This is a genomic window from Methylophaga thalassica, from assembly GCF_030159795.1.
In the GTDB taxonomy this organism is placed as follows: Bacteria; Pseudomonadota; Gammaproteobacteria; order Nitrosococcales; family Methylophagaceae; genus Methylophaga; species Methylophaga thalassica.
This window is the reverse complement of sequence record NZ_BSND01000005.1, coordinates 317,649-340,799: the sequence shown is the minus strand read 5'-3', so window position 1 is coordinate 340,799 and position 23,151 is coordinate 317,649. Positions and strand designations below refer to the sequence as shown.

The following is a 23,151-nucleotide window of genomic DNA, read 5'->3' as shown; positions in this document are numbered from 1 at the left end:
TATGACAGATTATGAACCTGTACTAAGTACGGTCGAGCAATTATCTATGCTTGACGATAAAGAGCTGCGCCAACACGTCCGCTTTCTTGGCCATATCCTTGGTGAAGTTATTGATGAGCGTGCCGGCCGTGAGGTCTATGAGACGGTAGAGCGATTACGTAAGGGCTTTATCAATCTTCGCAAGGACGATAACGCTTTATTACGAACAGAGTTATTAAGTTTTCTGAATACCCTGGATGCGACGACACTCCGTGAAGTGATTCGGGCGTTTAATTTGTATTTCAGTCTGCTAAATACGGCGGAAGAAGCGTTTAACTACCATAACCGACTGATCCAGCTTCGTAACGGTCGTGATTTATGGCACGGGTCCTATCTAGATACCCTGACCCAGTTTAAACAGGAAGGCGTCACCCTCGAGCAATTACAGCATATGATGGATACCATGGTGTATATGCCTGTATTTACGGCGCATCCGACCGAGTCAAAACGTCGTACCTTGATGGAAATCCTGCGTCGTATTTTCTTACTTGATGAAAAGCTGACCAATGATCCGTTAACGGCTTTTGAAGAAGAGCGCACACGGGCAGAGATAAAAAAACAGGTGCAACTACTGTGGTCAACGGATGAAGTGCGTGCAGTTAAACCCACCGTGCGTGATGAAATTAAGAATGGTCTTTATTATTTCAACGTGAGCCTGTTTGATGCGGTGCCTAGAAGTTATCGCAATATGGAAAATGCGATTCGCCGGGTTTATAAAGAGGAAATCGCGGCGGGTGCGACATTTAAAGTGCCGGGTTATATTCAGTTTGGTTCATGGATTGGTGGTGACCGTGATGGTAATCCTTTCGTGACCGCAGAAACAACTGATATGGCAATTCAGTTACAGAAACGTACGGTGATCCGGCGTTATCTGGAAGATGTCACTAAACTGAGTTACCAACTCACGCATTCACAGCCTTTGTGCCAAATCAGTGACGAATTAGCGGCGAATATTGATGAATCCGAGCAGCGTTATGCCGGTGCCTTCAGAGCCAAACCAGATCGGTTCCTGAATGAACCTTACCGTCGAAAACTTTATATGATGCGGCATCGGCTGGAAGATAATTTACGTCTATTGCAGCAATATTTTCGTCCTGATCTTGAACCCACTTCATTGGGGCTGGCTTATCAGAATGAAGAGGAATTATTGCAGGATCTCCGCATCATTCATCATTCATTAGTCTCACACGGTGATGCCGATCTGGCCGGCAGTGAACTGACCGATTTGATTCGACTGGTAGAAACGTTTGGCTTTTATTTATATCACCTGGATGTACGTCAGGAATCGACATTACACACTGAGGCAGTGGCACAGGTTCTTCGTCAAACGGGCTTATGTGAAGATTATCAACAGTTGGATGAAACACAACGCCAGTCTTTACTCACCGATCTGCTGGCAAGACATGAATTACCACCATTACCCAAATTAGAAGGGCAAAATAAAGAGATATTGTCAGTGTTTCAACTGATGAATCGATTACAAAAAGAAGTCAGCGCGAATGCATTTGGCAGCTATGTGATATCGATGACACATCAGGCGAGCCATATTCTCGAAGTGTTAACGCTAGGCCGCTTTGCGGGCTTATGTGGTTATCAGGAGAATGGGGAGACGTTCTGTCTGCTTCGGGTTTCACCGCTGTTTGAAACCATTGAAGATTTATCACACATTGAACCGGTGATGTCGGCCTTGCTGGAAAATGAACATTATCGTCGTTTATTAACGGCTTCGGGCAATTTACAGGAAGTCATGCTCGGCTATTCTGATTCCTGTAAAGATGGCGGTATTCTGGCTTCGGTATGGAATTTATATCAGGCGCAGCAGCGCATAAGCCATCTGGCAGAACAACATGGTGTGAAATGCCGAATGTTCCATGGCCGTGGTGGCACCATTGGTCGCGGTGGTGGCCCAACTCATGATGCGATTCTCTCTCAGCCTGTTGGTACGGTGCAAGGACAGATCAAGTTCACTGAGCAAGGCGAAGTGTTGTCGTTTAAGTATGGCAATATCGAAACAGCCGCCTATGAATTAGGTATGGGTGTGTCTGGATTAATGAAGGCTTCGCGTAGTCTGGTGGCCGAGACCGGCCATGATGAACCTGCCTTTATGGACGTTATGCATCAACTCACCACCGTGGGTGAGCAGAGTTACCGTAAATTAACAGAAAATACAGCGGGTTTTCTGGATTACTTTTATGAGGTGTGTCCGGTCACAGAAATCGGCATGATGAATATTGGTTCCAGGCCGTCGCACCGTAAACAGGGCGATCGTTCCAAAGCCTCAGTACGGGCTATCGGTTGGGTCTTCTCCTGGGCGCAGTCACGACATACTTTACCGGCATGGTATGGCATCGGCACTGCGCTGGAACAATGGCATCAGAATGACCCTGAAAAAATTGAAACATTACGCAGAATGGTGAAGGAGTGGCGTTTCTTTAGTGCACTGTTGAGTAATACTCAAATGTCTCTATCGAAGGCGGATATGAATATCGCTCGCCGTTATGCGGCGTTGTGTGAAGATGCGTTTCAGGGGCAGCAGGTGTTTGAGGTGATTTCAGCCGAATATCATCGTACGGTGAAACAGGTGTTGCTGGTGGTGAATGAAGATAAACTCATGTCGGAAACACCGGCACTGCGCTCCTCTCTGCGCAGACGCGAGCCGTATCTGGACCCGATTAACTATATCCAGATTCTGTTATTGCAGCGTTATCGTGAAAATGCCCTTTCCGAAGAAGAACGCGATAAATGGCTTGATCCGCTGTTACGAACCATTAGTGCAATTTCGGCAGGGATGCGAAATACGGGTTAGTCTGTCTGACTGCGTAATGCATTCACTGTCAGTTGCGTGGTCAGCATAATCAGTAATACGGCTGCGCCAAACACGTACAAGCCCGGGTGAATTTGAATACTGGCAATAGCGCCTAGTTTGACGGTGACAATCAGCATCGCAACCACCATAACGTCGAGCATCGCCCAGCGACCATAGTCATGCATGAGATTTAATAATTTCATTTTTACCGGTGTCGGATGCGAGTCTGCCTGTAATAAACGAAACAGTAGGCCGATTTTGGCTAATGGCATCACAATGCTAAAACTGCCGATAATAAAAAATAATACGTACTTTTGTGCTTTCCAGAGTTCAGTGATACCGGAAATCACCGAGAAATCATCACTGATGACCAGAAATTGCGTAATCGTCAGCATGGGCATAAACAGCCCTGCCAACAACAACACGCTGCTTATGACTAATAAGCAGCGTAACAGATTGACTGACTTAGCTGATTTATTCCGGAGCACGATCTTTTTTAGCGATATAGCGATTGCTTGCTGATTTTTTGCTTTTTTGTTTGTTGGCTTTACCCTTTGGAGCCAGACCTTTCATTTTGACCACCGGCAGAGTTTGGCCGATATGATGCTGGATACGTTCCAGGTTTTTTTGATCGTGTGCTTCCACTAGATTGACAGCAATCCCTGACTGCCCGGCCCGACCGGTTCTGCCCACTCGGTGAATATAGATGTCGCCGCGGAATGGCACGTCATAATTAATGACATGGCTTACCTGTGGTAAATCCAGGCCGCGAGAGGCAACGTCAGTCGCCACTAATACTTTGGTTTTACCCTGGCGAAATTTGCGGGTACGTTCGCGTCGATCTGCTTGTGAAAATTCACCATGCACAACTTGGGCAGAAATGTTTTGTGACTGCAGATAGTCAGCGACTTCATCAGCGCGTTCTTTTTTATTACAAAACACTAAAGCACTTTTACAGTCATCTAAGTTGATAACGGCTGTTAATAAAGCCTGTTTATGCTCACGGTTATCAGCCAGATAAACACGTTGTTGTACTTGTTCTGCGTACTGATTAGAGGCATTCACATCCACTCGTGTGGCATCAGGCAATAAGGTATTAGCAAAAATCTCAACACCGGCACCAGCCAGGGTGGCGGAAAATAAACAGGTTTGAAAAGCGGTTGTAATGGAGGCTAACAGTGTCGCTACATCCGGACCTTGTCCCATATCCAGCATACGATCAGCTTCATCAATCACCACAAATTCAATCAGTGATAAATCGGCCTGATCTTGTTCAACTAAATTTAATAGACGACCAGGTGTGGCGATAATGACATCACAACCTTCATCCAAAAACTTTTGTTGTGCTGCGGGCGCCTGACCGCCGGTAATCATCGCAATATCAATAGGATCTTGTTTACTAAATGTTTTTATCACGTGCTGGATCTGAAATGCCAGCTCACGTGTCGGCGCCAGAATTAAGGCAACAGGTTCATGCGAACGCTGCTTTCTATCCCACAGTTTTTGCAATAAAGGCAGCACAAAGGCCGCTGTTTTTCCTGTACCTGTCGCTGCACAGGCCAGTACATCCTGACCTGCCAGAATAAGCGGTATAGTTTCTGTTTGTATTGGGGTGGGTTCAGTATAGCCTTGAGCAGAAATTGCACTTAACAGGCTGTCTTCTAGTAAGAGATCTTCAAATGACATTTAACGATTTATCCGGAATGCGGTGATGACGTTATCCATCATCATCGGAACAATAACGAGGTCTTTCTCTGGCATCACGGTGTGATCAGCACTACCCTGATTAAACTCAATCAAGGTTTCACTGTGACCCTGAGGTGTAATTTTTAATAAACGACCATTGAGCCAGTCAGTGACCAGGTAGTTACCCTGTCCATCAGCTTCAATGCCATCAAGATTACCTGCAGGAGATTGATCTCCCAGGCTTTTCATTTGGTGAGTAATGAGATCAATGATTTTTAAATGACCTGGTGTTTCGGTTTCAAAGCCATTGGTCATATGGCCCCAACTGGCGACGATTAAATTATTGTGTTCTACCAGTAAACCGTTGGGAGCTTCCAGCGCTGGGTCTTCCATCCAGATATCAAATTTGTCATCAGCTAAACGATAGATGCGATCTGTCATCATATCGCTTACATAGACATTACCTTGTTTATCCACCGCAACATCATTAAGAAATTTTGCCCCTTCGGCAGGATAACGTTTAATAATCCGTTGCTCAGCAATATCAATGACGACTAACTCATTAATGTCAGAAACATAGAGATTATTGCCATTCAGTGCCAGGCCTTTGGGTGCATTGAGTTCATCCAGCCAATGCAGTTTTTGTATCTTGCCATCTACAGATAATTGGCTGATAAAGCCATTGCCATCAACATCAAGTGGGCTACCATTGACGTTCGAGACGTATAACAATTTTGTTATCGGATCGTAGATAACGGACTCAGGGTTTTTGAGTTCTGCCGGACTCGTCCATACTGGTGTCAGTATGGTGTTGGCAAAAACGTGCATTGACATGAACAGGCCGGTCAGCATGACAGTTAACCGTTTCATTGTATTCTCCATTAGCAATCTGAGTGCATGATAACAGGCGACGCCTGATCTCGCTCAAGCGTTTAACACCAGTAAACTGCCAGCAACCATCACCAGGCAGGCTGACAGACGCCGCCATATATATTGTTCATTAAAAATACGGTAGCCCAAGAAAACCTGTAACACCATACTTAACTGAAATAATGCCAGAGAATAAGCGACGAATAGGTGTGAAAATACCAGCATTGTCATGTATTGCATCAGAAAGATCAGACAACCCAGATAAATAAACGACTGAATATTTCCCTGTGCTTTTGTCATGTTTTCTTGCAGCTTGCCTTTGATGAAAAACCATTCGGTCATGGCAGCCAGTGGTAGTCCGAATAGACACCAGAAAACGGTTGTCGCTAAGGCGCCGCCATTAACCACAGCTGTTTTAAGAGGCAGGGTGCCGATAGAAAAAAGCAGAATAGATAAAAAACGGTATTGAACACCTTTATCTTTCAATAAGGTCTTGATGCGGCTCTGCTGAGTTGTTTTAGCTGGAAATAAAAAATAACTACCGGCAACGATAACAGCGACACCAAAGAAACCTTGCAGGTTTGGTATTTCACCAATAAAGATCATTGCCAAAATCATTGAAACAACGACTTTATAGGCATTCAATGGGCCGAATACAGATAAATCAGTTTTTGACAATGACATCACCAGATACACCGTACCGGCCATGTCGAGTAAAGCAGCAAAAAAAATATTGATCCAGAACGTGGGCGTCAGCGAAAACGGATCAAATAAGAACAGTAATGGCAGACAAATTACAGCCAGAACAAGGTAAGCACTAAACACAATAAACAGTGAGTCAAAACCACGGTGAGTCAGCTGCTTTTGAAAAACATTAGAAAATGCCGAGAACAGTAACCTGCTCAGCACAACGAGCACTTCCATCGTTATTCCTCGGTTGTGCTGGCCTGATATTGGTGATTCTTATCAACTTGGTATGTTGTAAAAATAGAATATTGCTGTGCTTGATTAAATTCGATAACAGCAAAGTTATCTTTACGCAGTCCCATTTCCATTCCGGGTGTGCCGACAGGCATTTGTGGCACGGCGAGTCCGGTGATATCCGGCTTTTGGGTTAATAAGCGCATAATGTCTTCTGCTGGTACATGGCCCTCAATAGCATAACCGTCTACCACGGCAGTGTGGCAGGAGTGCATCGCACTGGGCACACCGAGCTTCTCTTTTATGGCATCAAGATTGTGTGTTGGTTGATCAATAACATGAAAACCGTGATCTTCCAGGTAAGTCATCCATTTGTGGCAGCATTGGCAATCAGGGTTACGGTAAACCTTGATATCAATCGGTTTATCCACTTGGACATCTGAGGCAGCCCACTCTGAGTCGGCAAATACAGGCAAACTGATCAAACAAAAGACGATAAAAAGGACATTTTTCATTTATAAATATTCAACATAGATTTCATTGTCACGACTATTTTTTTCTACGTGACTTAAGGCATTTAATACCGCTTTCTCATTGCCTGCATCAACCTGTTCGGGTAGAAAATAACAATCACAACCTGCAGCGATAAACCCAGACAATTTATCATTTTCTTGTAGACCAGGATTCAGCCAGAGTGTGGCTTTCTCTGCTTTTATCTCTGCAGCGGCTTCTGCTAAGCCTTCAGTGGTAAAGATCAAAAAAATCATTGTGCCGGTTCAATATTAAGATAGCTACGCTCAGAGATTTCAGACCAGGCAGCATCTTTCTTACGAAATGCCTGATATGCCTCATACACACGTTTAAACTTAGGATTTTTCGCCGCTTCTTCGGCTAATGTCTCTTCAGATAAGGTTTTTAAACGTTGTAAAACATCATCAGGAAATGGTGCAATGGTGATGTCATCGCGGGCTTTTAAAATCTGTAATGCCTCGGCATTTTTGTGTTCCATTTCTGACAACATAGTCAGGTTTTCTGCTTGTGCGGCATTAGTGACGATTGCCTGTAGATCTGCCGGTAAGCTATTCCAAGCACGTTCATTGACGGTTAATTCGAGTACGGTGCCCGGTTCATGCCAGCCCGGATAATAATAATGCTGTGCAGCACGGTAAAGGCCTAAACGCTCATCATGGTATGGACCAATCCATTCAGTGGCATCAATGGTATTACGTTCAAGCGCACTATAAACTTCGCTACCAGCCAATAAAACAGGGTTACCGCCAGCTTTAGCCAATACTTTGCCGCCTAAGCCAGGAATACGCATTTTTAGACCTTGCAGATCATCAACGGAGTTGATTTCTTTATTAAACCAGCCACCCATCTGAACACCCGTATTACCAAGTGGGAAGGGGATGACATGAAACGGTTTATAGATTTCACGCCATAATTCGAGACCGCCGCCATCGTATAGCCATGAATTCATACCTAAAGCAGTCATACCAAAAGGCACGGTAGAAAAGAACTGGGCTTCAGGTACTTTACCGGCCCAGTAATAGGCACTGCCATGACCCATTTCTACCGTACCTTGTGACACGGCTTCAAATACCTGCAAAGCAGGAATCAGTTCACCACCTGCATAAACTTTAATTTCCAGACGACCATTGGACATCGCTTTGATATTAGCGGCAAAACGTTCAGCCCCTTCTTGTAAAACAGGGAAGCCTGGTGGCCATGTCGTGACCATTTTCCAGCGGTAGGTCTTATTGTTCGTTGTATTATCAGTGACGGACTGAGATGGATCACTTTGTCCACATGAGGTCAACATCAGGGCGAGAAAACCCACAATGAATGAACGTGATAAACATGATGCCAACATAGATAATATCCCTGATTAAAGTATGTCTAATTTAGCATAAGCAAGTACCAACCACTTACTTCCTGCATGCTTAAAGTTGACTTGTACCCGTGCATTTTTACCTGAACCTTCAGTATCTACCACAACACCGGGGCCAAATTTTTGATGATGAACTTGTTGTCCAGTTTTGATGCTGGTTTCATTTAATGTCTGACTTTCCCGACCACGAACACCATTGATGCTTGGGCTAATGTGATTATTGCGAGCACGAACTTCTTCTGTACAGCTGCTGGGTAATTCGCTCAAAAAACGGGAAGGCCGTTGCATCATCTCCTGCCCGTAAAGGAAACGCGATTCTGTGAATAGGAGATATAACGTCTTTCTGGCACGTGTCATACCGACGTAGCAAAGACGTCTTTCTTCAGCGAGTCGAACCGGATCATCACTGGATTTCTGTCCAGGGAAAAGGCCTTCTTCCATTCCCACCATAAAGACGATAGGAAACTCCAGACCTTTAGCCGAATGAAGCGTCATTAACTGCACGCAGTCTTCCCAGCGATCGGCCTGATTCTCACCTGCCTCCAGTGCGGCATGGGCAAGAAACGCATCCAGATCGGACATATCTTCAGCTTCTTCAGGCTTGTGAAACTGTTTGGTGGCGGAGATTAATTCCTCTAGATTGTCTAACCGGCCCTGACCTTTTTCAGTTTTATCTTTCGCATAATGGGCTTTTAAACCACTTTCATCGATAACCAGTTGGGTGATTTCGTTTAAAGACATCACACCTTCTTGCTCAGGCGTTAGCGAATCAATCAAGGTGAGAAAAGCCGCCAATGCATTGCCAGCACGGGCAGCGAAAGTTTTAGCATTCAGCATTTCAATAGCGCTATGCCACATGGAAATACCGCGCTCACGGGCATATTGACGCAATTGTGTCAGCGTGGCCGCCCCTATGCCTCGGGTCGGGGTGTTAACGATACGTTCGAAGGCGGCATCGTCGAGACGATTTGATACCAGCCGTAAATAAGAAAGCACATCCTTGATTTCGGCTCGCTCGAAGAAGCGTAAGCCACCATAAACCCGATAGGGCATGGCTGCTTGTAATAAGGCTTCCTCAATGACACGTGATTGGGCGTTGGAGCGATACAGCACGGCAGCATCACTGCGTTTACCGCCATTTTCAACCCATTTGCGGATTTGTTCTACCAGATAAGAAGCTTCATCGCGCTCGTTATAAGCGTTGTAAATCTGGATGAGATCACCATCATCATCTTCAGTCCAGAGTTCTTTGCCTAAACGCTCACTATTATTGGCGATAACCGCATTCGCTGCTTTGAGAATATTCCCGGTGGAGCGATAGTTTTGTTCCAGACGGATGGTGCTGGCACCTTGGTAGTCTTTATCAAACTGTTGGATATTTTCAATGCGAGCACCACGCCAACCGTATATCGATTGGTCATCATCACCGACGATGAAAAGGTGTCCGCTACTGCCAGCTAACATACGTAACCAGGCATATTGCAGGGTATTGGTATCCTGAAATTCGTCGACTAAAATTTGTTTAAACCGCTGCTGATATTGCGCCAGAATATCGGGACGTTTTAACCACAGTTCATGGCTTCTGAGTAATATTTCACCAAAATCAATCACACCAGCGCGCTGACAGGCCTGTTCGTAGGCACTATAAATCGCCAGCATATTTTTTGAATAAGGATCATGGCCGGCTTGAATGTCTTTAGCTCTGAGACCTTCGTCCTTCTGAGCATTGATGTACCACTGAGCCTGTTTGGGTGGCCACTGGGCTTCATCAAGTTCCATGGCTCGGATGATGCGTTTTAACATCCGCAGTTGGTCATCACTATCAAGAATCTGAAAGTTCTGTGGCAGTTCTGCCTCTTTCCAGTGAGATCGGAGTAAACGATGCGCCAGACCATGGAATGTGCCTACCCACATTCCGCCGGGTGGGTAGCCCAGAATGTCTTCAATTCGACCACGCATTTCAGCGGCAGCTTTGTTGGTAAAGGTAACAGCAAGAATATTGCCCGCCGAGAAACCTTCAGCCTGAATCAGCCAGGCGATACGATGAACTAATACACGCGTTTTACCACTGCCGGCACCCGCTAATATTCTGGCGTGGCCCAACGGAGCAGCAACGGCTTCACGTTGTGGTTTATTTAGGTCATTTAAAAGTTCTGAGACATCCATTTTGTGATCATATAGTTCAGGCATAAAGAAACCAGCGCATTATCAGATGTGACTGAATGTACTGGTCGAGGGTGGTCATGCATTACCAGCCAGGCGGGGGGCTGATGAATAGCCGGCATAACTCACAAGCTTAAAAAGCAAACTCCCCGCTGAGGATATCCGGCGGGGAGTTCATTTTTTTAAATATTGCTGTCTAAAAATGCAGCCAATTGTGATTTCGTTAAAGCACCCACTTTTGTTGCTTCGACTTCACCGTCTTTAAATAGCATCAATGTTGGGATACCACGGATACCGTAACGTGGTGGAGTGTCCTGGTTTTCGTCAATATTCAGTTTGCAAACTTTCAATTTACCAGCGTACTCGGTCGCGATTTCATCCAATACAGGGGCGATCATTTTGCATGGACCGCACCATTCAGCCCAGTAATCGACCAACACAGGCAGGTCAGACTGTAGTACTTGGCTATCAAAGTCGCCATCGGTCACGTGGGTGACGTTTTCGCTCATGTTTTATCTCCAGTGGTATATAAAGTATCGTGGGTCTATACTCCCATACGATATAGCCTAACATTTTTTCCTATCATAAAAGGTAATGCAAGTATTCTATGAGTGCACATCTAACCGAGCAGGCCTTCTCATCCTTGCCACTCCACGCTTCACTAAAAGCCGGGCTGGCACAGGCCGGATTCGAATTTTGCACGCCGATCCAAGCATCTGCGCTGCCACTATTATTATCCGGGCGCGATGTCGCTGGTCAGGCACAGACAGGAACAGGAAAAACCATCGCTTTTTTACTGGCGACTTTCCAGTGTTTACTTGAAAAAGCCCCTGCGGAAAACTGGGATGGAAAACAACCCAGAGCACTAATCCTGGCGCCAACTCGCGAATTAGCCATTCAGATAGCCAAGGATGCGGAAAAACTGAATGTGGAATCAAATTTACGCATAGGCATCGCTCATGGTGGCAAAGATTACCAACGTCAGCGAGATATGATTACTGGTGGTCTGGATATTTTGATTGGTACACCCGGACGCTTGCTGGATTATCAGAAACAGCATGTTTTCAGTTTAAAATTTATTGATGTGGTGGTGCTGGATGAAGCGGATCGGATGTTTGATCTTGGCTTTATTAAAGATGTGCGTTATTTCCTGCGCCGCATTCCCAAACCCGAACAACGTTTAGGCATGTTGTTTTCCGCCACCTTGAGTTACAAAGTCAGTGAACTCGCCTATGAACATATGAATAACCCGGAAAAGGTTCAGGTTGAGCCTGAAAAAATGATGGGCGATCGTATTGAAGAATGGGTGTATTACCCGGCGAATGATGAAAAGATTCCATTATTACTTGCGTTGATTGCTCGGTTAAACCCAGAGCGAGGCATTATTTTTGTGAATACCAAACAAGCTGCTGAAGTAGTTTGGGGCTATTTAGAAGGAAATGGGTACAAAGCTTCATTACTTTCTGGCGATGTACCGCAAAAAAAACGCGAGCGTCTGTTACAGCATTTTCAGGATGGTGAGTTTCCTTTTCTTGTCGCCACCGATGTCGCTGCGCGAGGCCTGCATATTCCTGCAGTCAGTCACGTGTTTAATTATGACTTACCTCAAGATGTGGAAGATTATGTGCACAGAACAGGCCGTACAGCCCGTGCCGGCGCCAGTGGTGTGGCCATTAGTTTAGCTTGTGAAGAATATGTGTTTTCATTACCGGATATTGAGGCTTATATTAAGCATAAATTACCCTTGGCTTCGACGTCTGATGAACACTTAGAAACTCCAAAACCGCGGGTGAAAAGAGAAAAAGAAGCGATACCGCAGCGAAAAAGACATGACGTGAATAAACCAGAAAAACCCAGACGCAGGCGTAACAAGCCGAGAAATGGCGTAAATTCACATGCAGATAAACAATAACAGACAAGCTAATTTCTATCCGCTGGTTCCCGCTGAATCACGCAATAGCTCACGTTTACCTGTTACTTTTGATTCTGCTGTTGAAACCAGTTTAACGCTGATTGATAAAGAACAAGCCGATACCTCCAATATTGTTACCCCTGTGGTATCAGCACAAGATAGCCAACAAGCACAGTTTATTCGTTATTTTATTAGCACTGAAAGTGAATCGTCTCAGTCTGAACAAAAATCGACAGTGTTACCAAAAACAGTGCAGCAGTATTTGTATATTGAGAATTTAGATAACACCAAGCCATCAGGAGGGCAAATAGTGGATGAGATGGTTTAGTGTTTTATGGCTTGTCTGCTTTTTAATGGGGTGCGCGACAAGCGGAAATAACGGACAGTCTGAGCCTGGCGTTTCTCGACTGGCTAAGAGCGATATAGATGAGGTGATAGAAGTTCACCAGCAAGCTGTTATGGCTCAGCTCAAAAGGTTGATGTTTAAGCTTTATAAACGTAATCCAAATCTGCGCCATGACAGGGATGTCAGAACCATAAAAGAGAGTGTAGAGAGAACATTCTCCAGACAGGTCGACTTTATCTATCCCGAATGGGCCATCATCAGAAAACCCACCGATATTATCCGGCTTGCGTTGGATGAACGCTTTCAGGGAGATCGTGTGCTGGCCTATATTATCGGCTTAAGAAAAATGCTGATGGCGTCTTACGATAATCATAGCGAGTTTTTTTATCTGACTTCTATCGATCAGCAAAAACTATACAACAGTGCGCGTAACATCGAAATTGCTGCCTGGTTACTGGCAAAAAAACGTGACTCTGAGGGTAATTTACTTATGCTCAGTGACAGCCTTTCAGGGGAAGTACGTAATTTAAGCTATCAGCGTATATTTGGAAAAATGATAGCGACACAAGATAATCTTGCTCAAATCATAGCCCAGAAAAATGGCCGTATTATCAAGACTTTTGTCGTCAGGGCGGCCACATTAGCTTTCCTACCTATTTAGGTTTTGTATGACCCGCGACACCAGCGGTTAATACAAAGCGCATCGCCTGTTCCATGGTCATATCAACAGGTTTCAACAAGCGTCTTGGCATAATGACTGGGTAACCACCGATGTTGTAACTCATCGGAAAATAGACCAGCACGCGTTCTTCATCATCTTGTGTCGGTAAATGTTCGGCATTATCCAGTGTAATAAAACCAATCATTTCCATACCATTATCGAGTTTGACGGCGACAACTTGTTGAAACTCTGTTTCTCGACCGGGGGTGAAGTAATGGAAAAAGTCATGCATGCTGCCATATATCGATTTGATAACAGGTAAGTGATAAAGCAGACTTTCTGCAAATTTGAATAAGCGTTTGAAAACATAGAGCCGCATCATGATGCCGAGTGAAAAAATCAAGGCAATGGCAGCAAGAAATCCCATGCCAGGCCAATACATATACTCAGGCAGGATAAACTTAATGACGTGACTTAACGCCTGTTCAGTTGAAGAAATAACCCAGTAAATCAGATAGAGCGTTATGGTGATAGGCAGTATTGTGATAAGGCCGGTCAGAAATTGACGGGTAAGAAATCGAAACATACATGGCTCCGTGGAGTAGGGTAAGTCATCAAAAACAGACAGGTCTGTCAGCCTTATTTTTCAACTAGTGATGATCATGAAGGCGTTCAGCTAATTTGGGAGTGGCAAAGGATCGGCTTGCCGCTTGCTGCATAAACAGGTTTTTTAGTAAACGGCTTTTATTGACCTGGCGTAAACCCAATTGACGTAACCATTTTACTGGTGTCAGAGAGTTAGTGAATACACGCTTAATCATATCCATACTCATTTGCATCAGCAGATTATCCGCATGCCGTTGTCGCTGATATTTTTGTAATGTATGTAACTGGCCAATATCTCGGCCTTGCTGGGCTGCAGTAATAATGACTTCAGCCAAGGTTGCCGCATCTAATAGACCAATATTAACGCCTTGCCCAGCCAGTGGATGAATTGTATGAGCAGCATCACCGACAAGAACTAAACCTGGTTTGATATAGGTGTGAGCATGGCGTAACTGTAAAGGGAAAGCATTGCGATGACTGATTTTTGTGACTTTACCAACACGTTCTTCAAAAGCGATATTGAGCTCGTTAATAAACTCATCATCAGGCAGTGCCAATAAACGATCGGCATTGTCAGAGCTCAAAGTCCAGACGATAGAACACTGGTGACTATCTGCGAGAGGCAGGAAAGCAAGAGGGCCTTCCGGTAAAAAGCGTTGCCATGCCGTCTGCTCATGTGAGGACGTTGTGGTGACATTGCACACCAAGCCTTTTTGTTGATACGTCCAGCCTTTCGTTTCAATGTCAGCGAACGCTTTTATGGCGGAATGTGCGCCATCAGCAGCAATGATCAGTTTCGTTTTCAGTGTACGATCATTGTCGAGATGAAGTTGCTGGTATTCAATAGCGATCGGTTTTGCCGGTGTAATTACATCAATATTGGGCTGCTGCTGACATAGAGAGAAACTGGTTTGCTGCAATTGTCGGTTTTCGATAATGTGGCCGAGGTTAGCTGCCCCCATATCCGCACTATTAAAATGCAGTTCACTGTCTGTTGTTTCCCAGACTTTCATATCAGAAAATGCGGATAACCGGGATGTGGGTATCATTGACCAGATATTGAGCGTTTTTAAAATATTCTCACTGCCCTTGGTTAAGGCGCTAACCCGGATATCAAAAGGGGCATCTTCAGCTAAAGCTTCAAATGTCTGCGCTTCAATCAGGGCAATACTAAAGTCACTGTGGCGCGATAATGCTAAGGCCAGACAAGAGCCAACCATACCGCCACCGACAATCGCAATGTCATATTCTTGTTTCATGTTAGTGGAACACCTCTGGCTAATTTTGGCTGTGCCTGCGCCAAGCCCATACTTTTTGTGGCAAGCCAGTGTTTCATCACTGGCATGGCGTCAACTAATGTCAGGCCTGCGCCTCGCAGATGACCCAAAACAGGGATATTGTTACTGAATAATTTGACCAACTGATCAGTGGATTTGACCACTTGATTCTGGTCTTGTTGGCGTTGTTCCTGATAGTTTTTGAGTAGTTCTGCATCACCGCAGTCTTTTGCGTTAAACAGATGTTCTGCTAATACGGCAACATCACGCAGTCCCAAATTAAAGCCTTGTCCGGCAATAGGATGCAGACTGTGAGCGGCATTACCAATAAATACGATCCTTGGCTGAACAGGCATATCCGCTTGCATCAGAATTAAGGGATGACTATTTCGCTGGCCGACACGAGTAAAGCGACCGGCACGATAGCCAAATTCGCTCTGTAATTGTTTCAGAAACGCTTGTTCTGGCATCGCCAGCAACGCCTCTTGCTCACCTGCCTTAACAGTCCATACCAGACTACTTCGTTTGTCAGTCATTGGTAACAAAGCCATAGGACCAGAGGCTGTGAAACGTTCGTATGCCCATCCCTGATGAGGTTTATCCGTAGATATATTGGCCGTGACAGCAACCTGATTGTAATCTTGCTCCCACGCCCCTAATTTCAGGTAATGGCGGATAGTGGAATTGCGGCCATCAGCGGCGACAATCAATTTTGTCTCTAATACTGCTCCATCACCCAAGGTGACCTTAACTTTATCAGTCTCAGTTAAGACACTCGTTACCGAGGCAGGGCAGAATAATGTCAGATTACTAAGTTTCAGTAATTGGCGGTTAAGGCTGTGACCTAAATGTCTGGCAGTGATAACTTGTCCTAAAGCAGGCACTTGTTCTTGTTCAGCAGATAAGCGGGTAACGCCGAATCGGCCGCGTTCAGACACATGAATATGATGAATGGGGCTGGCATGCTGAGCAATGTGAGACCAGATACCCATGGTGTCAAATATGCGCTGTGAGCCATAACTGAGCGCAATACCACGATCATCGTAACTGGGTTGTGAATCAGTCTCTAATGATTTGGCTTCAATAAGACCAATTTTTAACTGACTATTTTTTAATGCGATAGCAAGGCTGGCTCCCGCCATGCCTCCCCCCACAATGAGCACATCAAATACGCCGTGATTCACGTTTTTATATTGCCTCCGCCATTAAAGCTTCAATTTCATCAATTTCTTTGGGTGCCGCCTCAGTTAGCACTTCGCAGCCGTCCTTTGTTACCAACACATCATCTTCTATACGAATGCCGGTGAAGTGCCATTTTTTATCAACATGAGCCTGATCACGTATGTACAGACCGGGTTCAACAGTCAAGACCATGCCCGGTTCAAGCAGTCGCCATTCGCCACCTACTTTATAATCGCCGACATCATGAACGTCCATACCTAACCAATGACCGGTGCGATGCATATAAAATTCGCGATAGGCGGCGTCTTCAATAAGTTGAGCGACATCGCCTTTCAGGATACCCAGATCAACCAAGCCTTGTGTCAGCACTTCTACCGCTACTTCGTGAGGCTGATTCCAATGATTGCCAGGTTTGACGGCCGCTATAGCGGCTTTTTGCGCATCTAATACCACCTGGTATAAGGCCGCCTGAGCTGGGCTGAATTTGCCATTAACAGGGAACGTCCGGGTGATGTCACCTGCGTAACATTCATACTCTGCACCAGCGTCTATTAATAACAAGTCGTTATTTTTCAGTTTGGCGTTATTTTCGATGTAGTGAAGGATGCAGCCATTTTCACCACCACCGACGATAGAAGGGTAAGCCGGAGAACGGCAGCCATGTTTCATAAATTCATGAATAATCTCGGCTTCGACTTCATATTCCCATTTGCCTGGTTTAGTAAATTGCATTGCACGAATATGCGCTTGAACAGAGGCTTTTGCCGCCTGTTTCATCGCTTTGATTTCCTGACTGCTTTTGAATAGGCGGAGCTCATTGAGGCAATGCTCCAATTCAATAATTTCAGTCGGTGAATGTTTTCCTGAGCGAGAGGCTTGTCGTAGGTGATTTAACCAAGACACCATATGCTGATCAAAGCTGGGTTGGTTTCCCATGGTGTAATAGACTTTTTCTTTGTCTTCCAGCAGGCCCGGTAAAATATCATCGAGATCACTGATAGGGTAGGAGTCGTCCGCACCAAAGTTATTTATGGCGCCATCCTGGCCGGCACGGTAACCATCCCAGATTTCCTTGTCCAAATCACGTTCACGGCAAAACAAGATATATTCACCATGTTCTCGACCTGGAATCAGCACAAGCACCGATTCAGGTTCGTCAAAACCAGTAAGGTAATGAAAATTGCTGTCACTGCGGTAAGGGTAGTCAACGTCACGGTTACGGTTAGCGATAGGAGCATTGGGTAGCACGGCTATCGTGTCTGGCCCCATAATATCCATAAGGTGTTGACGGCGTTTAGCGAATTCTTTCTTTTGCATTAGTGTTCGGTAGCTTCGTCTGTAGGATCGGCAGGTTGTAACTCTCCGTATAATAAAAAGAGTCCCATGCGGATGTATTCAACTAACTCTTCAAAGTTAGCACGTTCTTCTTCTGTATCTTCCACATTATCAAAGTTCACCTGGCTGATTTTGATCACATCGGTGACGTATTCCTGACAATCATCTGATAACTCGGTTTCATTGGTCATGCCTGATGTACCGAGGCCATAGACCAGCCCCTGACACCAATCAGCCATCGCAGATAAACGCGAAACTATCGGAGCATTATCATCCGGCAGTTCCATCTGGAAATCGAAGTCGAGGCTGTTTAGTGATTGAATGGTATCGTCGAATAAATGTGTTAAATCTTGTTTTTCTTCTTCGGCTGGCGAAAAGTCTTCAAACAGTTGTACATACCAGTTTTTTCGATCAGCTAAAGCATCCATACACAGCAAACCGCATAATGCGCCCTGGAGTTCTGCAAGGCTTGCCGGGCCATCACCTGTCTGATTATCGGGAGATAAGGATGGAAAATAGAGTTGTGACATAAAGTTAAAACCTGAATAATGACTAAAAAGATATCTTGTTCAATGTGATGCATTGGAACACAAATTGTTCCTATTATGACAGTTGTTGACCGAGTCGGCAGCGCACGTCTATAGTTAGGCTTTATTCTCGCACAGCGAAAGAACTCATATTAATGGACAAAAACGCGATACAACAATTGGAACAACAAGTGGATGAGCTACTTCGTACCAGTCGTCGATTGCGGGAAGAGAACATGTTGTTACGCTCACAGCAGACAGCATGGCTTTCAGAACGTACGCAACTGATCGAAAAAACCGATGTTGCTCGAAGCCGGATTGAGAAAATGGTTAGTCGTTTGAGAGAATTGGATAGCGAATTATGAGTTCACCGGTAACCGTCACCATTCTGGGCAAGGAATATCAAATTGCTTGTCCGGAGGAAGAAAAAGAAGCGCTGATTGCTTCCGCTAAAATGGTCCATGACAATATGGAAAAAATCCGCCAAACCGGAAAAGTCGTGGGTGTGGATCGCATTGCTGTGATGGCAGCATTAAATTTAGCGCATGAGTTGCTTATTTTTAAACATGACGAAGGTCATGACATGGAAAAAGTAAACAATAAAATTCTACAATTGAAAGAGCGTGTTAGCGCTTTTCTGGAAGAAGATAGACAGTTAGAGCTCTGAAAAACTTGAGCTAAGCCAAGTTATTTTGCGTATCATTAGTTATGTCCCTGCGGTGCTCGATAGCGACATGTGTGTCTTGAGCCGATAAGCAAATGCTTAAGGAAACTGAAAATTAGAAGTTGAAAAACAAGCCCGCTTGACGGGAAGTTTGCCATCTTCATGAAGTTTCCCTCTTGAATCTCATGGTTCAAGAACCCCCGTCGCACCGACACTGTGGGGCTCAACTTCCCCTTCATCCTCACCTGATCCTAATCACAATAAGAAGCCGGTCATTAGCGGTGGGGATGTTTTTCTTTGTCTGTTTATACGCCATTGTAAATAATCTCTGAGTCGCTTTTTTCGGCTTTTTTGCTATGGCGGTTCCGTCTTGATGAATAGTTGTGATATGTTGCTGAAAAACATAATAACTATATCTAGAGAGGAATATTACTGATGTCATTGTTCGACAAGCTAGCCGCTCGGCTAACCAAGAAACATATCATTGCCAAACCCGGGTTTAATCGCTGGTTAATCGCGCCAGCATCTGTTGCTATCCATTTATGTATTGGTTCAGTGTATGCGTGGAGTATTTTTAATCCTGCGTTAACAAAACAATTTGGTGTGGTAGCGAGTGCTGCCGATGACTGGAGCTTTTCATCAGTAGTCTGGATATTCTCAACAGCCATTGTTTTTTTGGGTTTAGCTGCTGCTATTGGCGGTAAATGGCTGGAAGAAGTCGGACCAAGAGCCACCGGATTTCTTGCTGCCTGTTTATGGGGTGGTGGTTTTCTTGTCGGTAGTATCGGTATTGCCACACATGAACTTTGGCTTATCTATTTAGGTTATGGCGCTATTGGTGGCTGTGGATTGGGGCTGGCTTATGTCACACCGGTGAGCACACTGATTCGCTGGTTCCCTGACCGACGAGGAATGGCAACGGGGATTGCCATTATGGGTTTTGGCGGTGGCGCGATGATTGGCGCACCACTGATAACTTACCTACTGAGTTTGTATTATCAGATGCCGGAATATTTGGGCAAAGTGACGGATGTTAACCTGATAACGGAGGCAGGCAGACGTTATGCTGAGGTGGCTGGCCAACAAGTTGAAGTGGTCATTGCTTCTGCTGCTGATATGTTGAAAACCCCGGTTGCAGGGCCAGAAGGGGTGTATGTCGTCGGTACTGGTGATACTGGTGCTACCAGCGTATTTATTACGCTGGGCATTGTTTACTTCATCGTGATGACAATAGCAGCGTTTAGTTTCCGCGTACCAGCAAAAGACTGGAAACCTGAAAACTGGACTCCTCCAGCTAAAAATGAATCAACAAAAAATCGTCTGATTACAGATAATCACGTTCATATTGATCAAGCATTAAAAACTCCTCAGTTTTATCAACTATGGATCGTCTTATGTTTTAACGTGACAGCGGGGATTGGGGTGATTGGTGTCGCAAAAACCATGATTACCGATATCTTTAGCCCCAGCTTGCCAGGTATCGTCGACGCCAGTTTTGCAGCCACCTATGTGTTGATGATCAGTGTTTTTAATATGTCAGGCCGTTTTTTATGGTCAACAGCGTCTGACTATATTGGTCGTAAGAATACCTATCATTGCTTTTTTGTTCTGGGCGCATTGCTGTATTTATCTATTCCCTATATTGCAACGCAAGCCAGTGTGAGTCCGAGTGTGACCGCATTAGTCATGTTTTATGCGGTAACCATGATTATCTTCACAATGTATGGTGGTGGTTTTGCCACTATTCCTGCTTATCTGGCTGATATTTTCGGTACGATGCATGTGGGTGGCATCCACGGTCGCTTATTAACCGCCTGGAGCACGGCAGGTATTTTGGGACCTTATGTCATTACGCATTTACGCGAAAACTCGCTGAATAAAGTCTTACATGAACTAGCCACCAAAGTGGAGCCGGCCGCCTTTTTGCAAAAATTCGGGGCGAGTATCGATAATCTCGATCAATTGATTGCGGCAAAAACGGTGTCTATTTCGCAGTTGATGGAAATTGCACCGGCAGGGACTTTGGATCCAACACCTAGCTTATATAACTCAACCATGTTCGCCATGGCAGGACTATTGATCATTGCGTTTATTGCAAATTTATCTATCCGTCCGGTAAGAGACAAACATCATGTTCACAATACGCATCCGGAATTAGCTGAAGAGCATAAATAGTTTTGAATGCTTTCAGAATAAATAAAGCCTGCTTTTGCAGGCTTTATTTTTTAGAGTAGGGTACGCTCAGCTCGCTTGCATATCGTCCCGAAGCTTTTGCATGACTGAGCCGGTGTCAGGCCTGACTTTTCGCCAGAGATAAAAAGCTTCGGCAGCTTGTTCGACAAGCATGCCTAAGCCATCTACTGTCTTGCTGACATTATGTTTTTTAGCCCATTCAATGAAAGCGGTGTCGGTATTGGCATACATCATGTCGTAACAACAGGTTTGCTCAGTAAAAATGCTGGCCGGTAAATCTGGCACTTCACCTTGTAAGCTTGCTGCTGTGGCATTGATAATCACGTCGAAGTGACTATTTACCTCACTAAAGCCACCTCCCTGAATCTGGCCTAAATCAGCAAATAGTTCTGCCAGTTTTTTCGCTTTGCTGGCGGTTCTATTGGCAATAAAAAGCTCAGCAGGTTGGTAGGTCATTAACGGAGCAATCACACCACGCGCTGCACCGCCTGCACCAATTAATAAAACCCGTTTATCTTTTAAGTTGACATCATGGTTTTCAAGATCACGACATAAACCAATGCCATCAGTATTGTCTCCAAACATCGAACCGTTGTTTTCAAACATCACGGTGTTTATCGCACCGGCACGTTGAGCACGGTCCGATAAATTGTCTGCCAGCTCCCATGCCTGTTCCTTAAATGGAACGGTGATATTAATGCCTTTTAATTTCAGAACATCACGTAGTTGCTGAAGACTTGAAGCTAGCGAGTCCAGTGGCACTTCTATTGAGGTGTATTCAATATCCTGCTGACATTGTTTGGCAAACTCCGCATGAATAAAAGGTGATTTACTATGTTTAATTGGGTGGCCGATAACGGCATATTTATCTGTCATAGATATAGCTAATAAATTTCTTGAGAATCAGATCCCAGCTTTCAGGCGCTGAGCAACATCTTTGGCAAAATAGGTCAGAATGCCATCAGCACCAGCGCGCTTGAAGGCAAGCAGACTTTCCTCAATCACCGCATCTGATAACCAACCGTTTTGAATCGCCGCTTTTAACATGGCGTATTCACCGCTGACCTGATAAACATAGGTCGGCTTTTTAAAGGTCTCTTTGACACGGTATAAAACGTCAAGATAGGGCATTCCTGGTTTGACCATCACCATATCAGCCCCTTCCTGAATATCTAATGCGACTTCATGCAAGGCTTCATCACTGTTGGCCGGATCCATCTGGTAGGTAAATTTGTTACCACTGCCTAAATTACCTGAGCTGCCTACGGCATCACGAAATGGTCCATAAAAGCTGGAAGCATATTTGGCTGAGTAAGCCATGATGCGCGTATGAATGTGACTGTTGAATTCCAGTGCATCGCGAATGGCGCCAATTCTGCCATCCATCATATCGGAAGGTGCGACAATTTGAGCACCAGCTTCGGCATGAGACAGGGCTTGTTTAATCAGCACATCAACAGTCTGATCATTCACGATATAACCATCATCATCGAGTAAACCATCCTGGCCATGAGTTGTGAAAGGGTCTAACGCGACATCGGTCATAATGCCCAGCTCAGGGAATTCTTTTCGTAATGCACGAACGGCTTGTTGAACAAGGCCGTCGGGATTATAGGCTTCACGTGCATCTTCTGTTTTTTTCTCACTAGGTGTTACAGGGAATAAGGCCATCACTGGCACACCAAGCGTATGAATGGTTTCGGCTTCTTTCAGAAGAAGATCAATACTAAGCCTATCCACGCCAGGCATCGATTTCACTTCTTCACGCTGATTTGAACCTTCCAGAACAAAACAAGGATAGATTAAATCATTAACAGTCAGCACATTTTCCCGCATTAAACGTCGAGAAAAATCATCTTTACGCATTCTTCTTGGGCGTTGGTTAGGGAAACCACTATTGATTATTGATTGTGTCATGGCTGACCTCATTGATTACACATTAAACACTCCAATATACCCAAGCAATGCTAATGTCACCAGTGATTTTCTAATGTGTCTGGCATGAGTTTGTGTAGAGCGTATTTTTGTTATATTTTCGCTACAGGGGATTAACCGCATTAAAGATAAGGTGA

At 44.9% G+C, this 23,151-nt stretch carries 23 protein-coding genes and 1 other RNA gene; 8 read left to right on the top strand and 16 right to left on the bottom strand.

All coding sequences use genetic code 11. From position 1 onward, the window contains the following. Window position 1 precedes the first annotated feature (1 nt). Window positions 2-2,845: a phosphoenolpyruvate carboxylase gene (gene ppc, locus QQL60_RS08800; RefSeq protein WP_284723091.1), complete on the top strand. Its 2,844-nt coding sequence runs from the start codon at window positions 2-4 to the stop codon at window positions 2,843-2,845. Here the strand turns inward: ppc and QQL60_RS08795 are convergent. The 9 genes from QQL60_RS08795 to trxA form a co-directional block, all read right to left on the bottom strand. Then, a complete protein-coding gene (locus QQL60_RS08795) occupies window positions 2,842-3,333 on the bottom strand; it encodes a paraquat-inducible protein A (RefSeq protein ID WP_284723090.1) in 492 nt (163 codons plus the stop codon). The two genes, ppc and QQL60_RS08795, sit on opposite strands and share 4 nt — an antisense overlap. Next, window positions 3,320-4,531, bottom strand: coding sequence for a DEAD/DEAH box helicase (locus tag QQL60_RS08790; RefSeq protein WP_284723089.1), 1,212 nt, complete (start codon window positions 4,529-4,531; stop codon window positions 3,320-3,322). The genes QQL60_RS08795 and QQL60_RS08790 overlap by 14 nt, the downstream gene beginning before the upstream one ends. Continuing rightward, window positions 4,532-5,401 carry an SMP-30/gluconolactonase/LRE family protein gene (locus tag QQL60_RS08785; protein ID WP_273179850.1) on the bottom strand — a complete coding sequence of 290 codons (870 nt, stop codon included), beginning with the start codon at window positions 5,399-5,401 and terminating at the stop codon, window positions 4,532-4,534. It abuts the gene before it with no gap. A gap of 54 nt (window positions 5,402-5,455) precedes the next feature. Beyond that, window positions 5,456-6,325, bottom strand: coding sequence for a DMT family transporter (locus QQL60_RS08780; RefSeq protein ID WP_284723088.1), 870 nt, complete (start codon window positions 6,323-6,325; stop codon window positions 5,456-5,458). Between the two features lie 2 nt (window positions 6,326-6,327). Beyond that, entirely contained in the window at window positions 6,328-6,837 is a 510-nt protein-coding gene (locus tag QQL60_RS08775; RefSeq protein ID WP_284723087.1) for a DUF411 domain-containing protein, read from the bottom strand. Beyond that, window positions 6,838-7,089, bottom strand: coding sequence for a hypothetical protein (locus QQL60_RS08770; RefSeq protein WP_284723086.1), 252 nt, complete (start codon window positions 7,087-7,089; stop codon window positions 6,838-6,840). After that, complete coding sequence (locus tag QQL60_RS08765) at window positions 7,086-8,195, bottom strand: TRAP transporter substrate-binding protein (RefSeq protein WP_284723085.1); 1,110 nt, start codon at window positions 8,193-8,195, stop codon at window positions 7,086-7,088. The genes QQL60_RS08770 and QQL60_RS08765 overlap by 4 nt, the downstream gene beginning before the upstream one ends. Before the next feature lie 15 nt (window positions 8,196-8,210). Next, the gene (gene uvrD / locus QQL60_RS08760; protein ID WP_284723326.1) at window positions 8,211-10,379 is read right to left on the bottom strand and encodes a DNA helicase II; all 2,169 of its coding nucleotides are present in this window, start codon (window positions 10,377-10,379) and stop codon (window positions 8,211-8,213) included. Between the two features lie 179 nt (window positions 10,380-10,558). Next, a complete protein-coding gene (gene trxA / locus QQL60_RS08755) occupies window positions 10,559-10,885 on the bottom strand; it encodes a thioredoxin TrxA (RefSeq protein WP_007146622.1) in 327 nt (108 codons plus the stop codon). A 98-nt stretch (window positions 10,886-10,983) separates the two neighbouring features. On the opposite strand from trxA, the gene rhlB reads away from it, so the two are divergent. The 3 genes from rhlB to QQL60_RS08740 are packed head-to-tail and all read left to right on the top strand — an operon-like array spanning window position 10,984 to window position 13,295. Then, window positions 10,984-12,288, top strand: a complete 1,305-nt coding sequence (gene rhlB / locus QQL60_RS08750) for an ATP-dependent RNA helicase RhlB (RefSeq protein WP_007146621.1) — start codon at window positions 10,984-10,986, stop codon at window positions 12,286-12,288. Further along, the gene (locus tag QQL60_RS08745; protein ID WP_007146620.1) at window positions 12,272-12,616 is read left to right on the top strand and encodes a hypothetical protein; all 345 of its coding nucleotides are present in this window, start codon (window positions 12,272-12,274) and stop codon (window positions 12,614-12,616) included. Before rhlB ends, QQL60_RS08745 begins: the two co-directional genes overlap by 17 nt. Continuing rightward, window positions 12,603-13,295 carry a hypothetical protein gene (locus tag QQL60_RS08740; RefSeq protein WP_284723084.1) on the top strand — a complete coding sequence of 231 codons (693 nt, stop codon included), beginning with the start codon at window positions 12,603-12,605 and terminating at the stop codon, window positions 13,293-13,295. The genes QQL60_RS08745 and QQL60_RS08740 overlap by 14 nt, the downstream gene beginning before the upstream one ends. On the opposite strand, the gene QQL60_RS08735 is transcribed toward QQL60_RS08740, so the two are convergent. The 5 genes from QQL60_RS08735 to QQL60_RS08715 form a co-directional block, all read right to left on the bottom strand. Continuing rightward, window positions 13,288-13,881: a DUF502 domain-containing protein gene (locus tag QQL60_RS08735; RefSeq protein ID WP_284723083.1), complete on the bottom strand. Its 594-nt coding sequence runs from the start codon at window positions 13,879-13,881 to the stop codon at window positions 13,288-13,290. The genes QQL60_RS08740 and QQL60_RS08735 overlap by 8 nt on opposite strands. Window positions 13,882-13,945: 64 nt before the next feature. Then, window positions 13,946-15,160, bottom strand: a complete 1,215-nt coding sequence (locus QQL60_RS08730) for a UbiH/UbiF/VisC/COQ6 family ubiquinone biosynthesis hydroxylase (RefSeq protein WP_284723082.1) — start codon at window positions 15,158-15,160, stop codon at window positions 13,946-13,948. After that, complete coding sequence (ubiH, locus tag QQL60_RS08725) at window positions 15,157-16,362, bottom strand: 2-octaprenyl-6-methoxyphenyl hydroxylase (RefSeq protein WP_284723081.1); 1,206 nt, start codon at window positions 16,360-16,362, stop codon at window positions 15,157-15,159. Before ubiH ends, QQL60_RS08730 begins: the two co-directional genes overlap by 4 nt. Window positions 16,363-16,366: 4 nt before the next feature. Then, window positions 16,367-17,677: a Xaa-Pro aminopeptidase gene (gene pepP, locus QQL60_RS08720; protein ID WP_284723080.1), complete on the bottom strand. Its 1,311-nt coding sequence runs from the start codon at window positions 17,675-17,677 to the stop codon at window positions 16,367-16,369. Then, the gene (locus QQL60_RS08715; protein ID WP_284723079.1) at window positions 17,677-18,225 is read right to left on the bottom strand and encodes a UPF0149 family protein; all 549 of its coding nucleotides are present in this window, start codon (window positions 18,223-18,225) and stop codon (window positions 17,677-17,679) included. Before QQL60_RS08715 ends, pepP begins: the two co-directional genes overlap by 1 nt. A 152-nt stretch (window positions 18,226-18,377) precedes the next feature. Here QQL60_RS08715 and QQL60_RS08710 point away from each other — a divergent pair, with 152 nt between their 5' ends. From QQL60_RS08710 to QQL60_RS08695, 4 genes are all read left to right on the top strand, one after another. Continuing rightward, entirely contained in the window at window positions 18,378-18,587 is a 210-nt protein-coding gene (locus QQL60_RS08710) for a TIGR02449 family protein (protein ID WP_007146613.1), read from the top strand. Next, on the top strand, window positions 18,584-18,889 hold the full coding sequence (locus QQL60_RS08705; protein WP_273179884.1) for a cell division protein ZapA: 306 nt from the start codon (window positions 18,584-18,586) through the stop codon (window positions 18,887-18,889). The genes QQL60_RS08710 and QQL60_RS08705 overlap by 4 nt, the downstream gene beginning before the upstream one ends. Window positions 18,890-18,930: 41 nt before the next feature. Continuing rightward, window positions 18,931-19,113: non-coding RNA, 6S RNA (gene ssrS, locus QQL60_RS08700), on the top strand. A 208-nt stretch (window positions 19,114-19,321) separates the two neighbouring features. Beyond that, window positions 19,322-21,061 (top strand): OFA family MFS transporter, encoded by a 1,740-nt coding sequence (locus QQL60_RS08695; RefSeq protein WP_284723078.1) that lies wholly within the window; start codon window positions 19,322-19,324, stop codon window positions 21,059-21,061. A 66-nt stretch (window positions 21,062-21,127) separates the two neighbouring features. On the opposite strand, the gene aroE is transcribed toward QQL60_RS08695, so the two are convergent. After that, window positions 21,128-21,955 carry a shikimate dehydrogenase gene (aroE, locus tag QQL60_RS08690; protein WP_284723077.1) on the bottom strand — a complete coding sequence of 276 codons (828 nt, stop codon included), beginning with the start codon at window positions 21,953-21,955 and terminating at the stop codon, window positions 21,128-21,130. A 27-nt stretch (window positions 21,956-21,982) separates the two neighbouring features. Further along, entirely contained in the window at window positions 21,983-22,996 is a 1,014-nt protein-coding gene (gene hemB / locus QQL60_RS08685) for a porphobilinogen synthase (protein ID WP_284723076.1), read from the bottom strand. Between the last annotated feature and the right edge of the window lie 155 nt (window positions 22,997-23,151).

Bases quoted from the DNA above. Each gene is read 5' to 3' on its own strand.
- QQL60_RS08765 (WP_284723085.1), bottom strand. From the start codon at position 8,195: ATGTTGGCATCATGTTTATCACGTTCATTCATTGTGGGTTTTCTCGCC.
- uvrD (WP_284723326.1), bottom strand. From the start codon at position 10,379: ATGGATGTCTCAGAACTTTTAAATGACCTAAATAAACCACAACGTGAA.
- QQL60_RS08780 (WP_284723088.1), bottom strand. From the start codon at position 6,325: ATGGAAGTGCTCGTTGTGCTGAGCAGGTTACTGTTCTCGGCATTTTCT.
- QQL60_RS08695 (WP_284723078.1), top strand. From the start codon at position 19,322: ATGTCATTGTTCGACAAGCTAGCCGCTCGGCTAACCAAGAAACATATC.
- QQL60_RS08790 (WP_284723089.1), bottom strand. From the start codon at position 4,531: ATGTCATTTGAAGATCTCTTACTAGAAGACAGCCTGTTAAGTGCAATT.
- QQL60_RS08735 (WP_284723083.1), bottom strand. From the start codon at position 13,881: ATGTTTCGATTTCTTACCCGTCAATTTCTGACCGGCCTTATCACAATA.
- QQL60_RS08705 (WP_273179884.1), top strand. From the start codon at position 18,584: ATGAGTTCACCGGTAACCGTCACCATTCTGGGCAAGGAATATCAAATT.
- QQL60_RS08715 (WP_284723079.1), bottom strand. From the start codon at position 18,225: ATGTCACAACTCTATTTTCCATCCTTATCTCCCGATAATCAGACAGGT.
- QQL60_RS08775 (WP_284723087.1), bottom strand. From the start codon at position 6,837: ATGAAAAATGTCCTTTTTATCGTCTTTTGTTTGATCAGTTTGCCTGTA.
- QQL60_RS08710 (WP_007146613.1), top strand. From the start codon at position 18,378: ATGGACAAAAACGCGATACAACAATTGGAACAACAAGTGGATGAGCTA.
- rhlB (WP_007146621.1), top strand. From the start codon at position 10,984: ATGAGTGCACATCTAACCGAGCAGGCCTTCTCATCCTTGCCACTCCAC.
- aroE (WP_284723077.1), bottom strand. From the start codon at position 21,955: ATGACAGATAAATATGCCGTTATCGGCCACCCAATTAAACATAGTAAA.
- QQL60_RS08785 (WP_273179850.1), bottom strand. From the start codon at position 5,401: ATGAAACGGTTAACTGTCATGCTGACCGGCCTGTTCATGTCAATGCAC.
- hemB (WP_284723076.1), bottom strand. From the start codon at position 22,996: ATGACACAATCAATAATCAATAGTGGTTTCCCTAACCAACGCCCAAGA.
- ppc (WP_284723091.1), top strand. From the start codon at position 2: ATGACAGATTATGAACCTGTACTAAGTACGGTCGAGCAATTATCTATG.
- QQL60_RS08745 (WP_007146620.1), top strand. From the start codon at position 12,272: ATGCAGATAAACAATAACAGACAAGCTAATTTCTATCCGCTGGTTCCC.
- QQL60_RS08730 (WP_284723082.1), bottom strand. From the start codon at position 15,160: ATGAAACAAGAATATGACATTGCGATTGTCGGTGGCGGTATGGTTGGC.
- pepP (WP_284723080.1), bottom strand. From the start codon at position 17,677: ATGCAAAAGAAAGAATTCGCTAAACGCCGTCAACACCTTATGGATATT.
- QQL60_RS08740 (WP_284723084.1), top strand. From the start codon at position 12,603: ATGAGATGGTTTAGTGTTTTATGGCTTGTCTGCTTTTTAATGGGGTGC.
- trxA (WP_007146622.1), bottom strand. From the start codon at position 10,885: ATGAGCGAAAACGTCACCCACGTGACCGATGGCGACTTTGATAGCCAA.
- QQL60_RS08770 (WP_284723086.1), bottom strand. From the start codon at position 7,089: ATGATTTTTTTGATCTTTACCACTGAAGGCTTAGCAGAAGCCGCTGCA.